Here is a 1371-nt window from a genome sequence, read left to right as displayed (position 1 = left end):
ATGATCAGCGTTTTCGATCTCTTCAGTGTCGGCATCGGGCCGTCCAGCTCCCACACCGTGGGGCCGATGCGCGCGGCCCGGACGTTCGTGGCGGGGCTGAAGGCCGACGGGTTGCTGGCCGGCACCGCCCGCGTGCGGGCGGAACTCTTCGGTTCGCTCGGCGCCACCGGGCACGGCCACGGCAGCGACCGGGCGGTGCTGCTCGGGTTGGCCGGTGAGGCCCCGGAGACCGTCGACACCGATTCGGTGGAGGCGCGGGTGGCCCGGGTCCGGGCCGAGCGGCGGTTGGGTCTGCTCGACGCGCACGTGATCGGTTTCGATCCGGACCGTGATCTGGTGTTGCACCGGCGTCGGTCGTTGCCGTACCACCCGAACGGGATGACGTTCGTCGCGTACGACGATCGGGGTGTGGAGCTGCGGGTGCGGACGTACTACTCGGTGGGTGGCGGGTTCGTGGTGGACGAGGCGGCGGCCGGGGCGGACCGGATCAGGCCGGACGCCACGCGGGTGCGGTATCCGTTCGGCACGGGTGCGCAGTTGCTCGGGGTGACCGCGTCGACGGGGCTGTCGATCAGCGGGGTGATGCTGGCCAACGAGCTTTCCTGGCGCGGTGAGGGTGAGGTGCGCGCCGGTCTGTTGGAGATCTGGCGGGTGATGCGGGAGTGCGTCGAGCGGGGCTGCTCGCGTGACGGGGTGTTGCCCGGCGGGTTGAGGGTTCGGCGCCGCGCCGCCGAGTTGCGTCGCAGCCTGGAGACGGAGTCCGACCCGGCTGATGCGCTGCGGGCGATGGACTGGGTGACGCTGTTCGCCCTGGCGGTCAACGAGGAGAACGCGGCGGGTGGGCGGGTGGTGACGGCGCCGACGAACGGGGCGGCCGGGATCATTCCGGCGGTGCTGCACTACTACACGCGGTTCGTGCCGGGTGCCTGTGAGGAGGGGGTGGTGCGGTTCCTGTTGGCGGCGGGGGCGATCGGTGTGTTGTTCAAGGAGAACGCGTCGATCTCCGGGGCCGAGGTGGGCTGTCAGGGTGAGGTGGGCTCGGCGTGCTCGATGGCGGCTGCCGGGTTGGCCGAGGCGTTGGGTGGCACGCCTGAGCAGGTGGAGAACGCCGCTGAGATCGGTATGGAGCACAACCTCGGGCTGACCTGCGATCCGGTCGGTGGTCTGGTGCAGATCCCCTGCATCGAGCGCAATGCCGTGGCTAGCATCAAGGCGATCACGGCTGCCCGGCTGGCGTTGCGTGGCGACGGGGTGCACCACGTCTCGCTGGACAAGGTCATCAAGACGATGCGCGAGACCGGCGCGGACATGAAGGTGAAGTACAAGGAGACGGCACGCGGCGGACTGGCCGTCAACGTGATCGAGTGCTGA

Annotated in this window: 1 protein-coding gene; it reads left to right on the top strand. The window is 69.9% G+C overall.

Going from position 1 to position 1371, the window contains the following annotated elements; all coding sequences use genetic code 11:
• The coding region (locus tag ACFHW0_RS31595; protein WP_416613282.1) for an L-serine ammonia-lyase at nt 1-1371 on the top strand (1371 nt) is incomplete at its 5' end.

Source organism: Micromonospora sp. LOL_025 (genome assembly GCF_048060285.1).
In the GTDB taxonomy this organism is placed as follows: domain Bacteria; phylum Actinomycetota; class Actinomycetes; order Mycobacteriales; family Micromonosporaceae; genus Micromonospora.
Note: the sequence above shows the minus strand (reverse complement) of the source record. Positions and strands in the feature narration are given on the sequence as shown.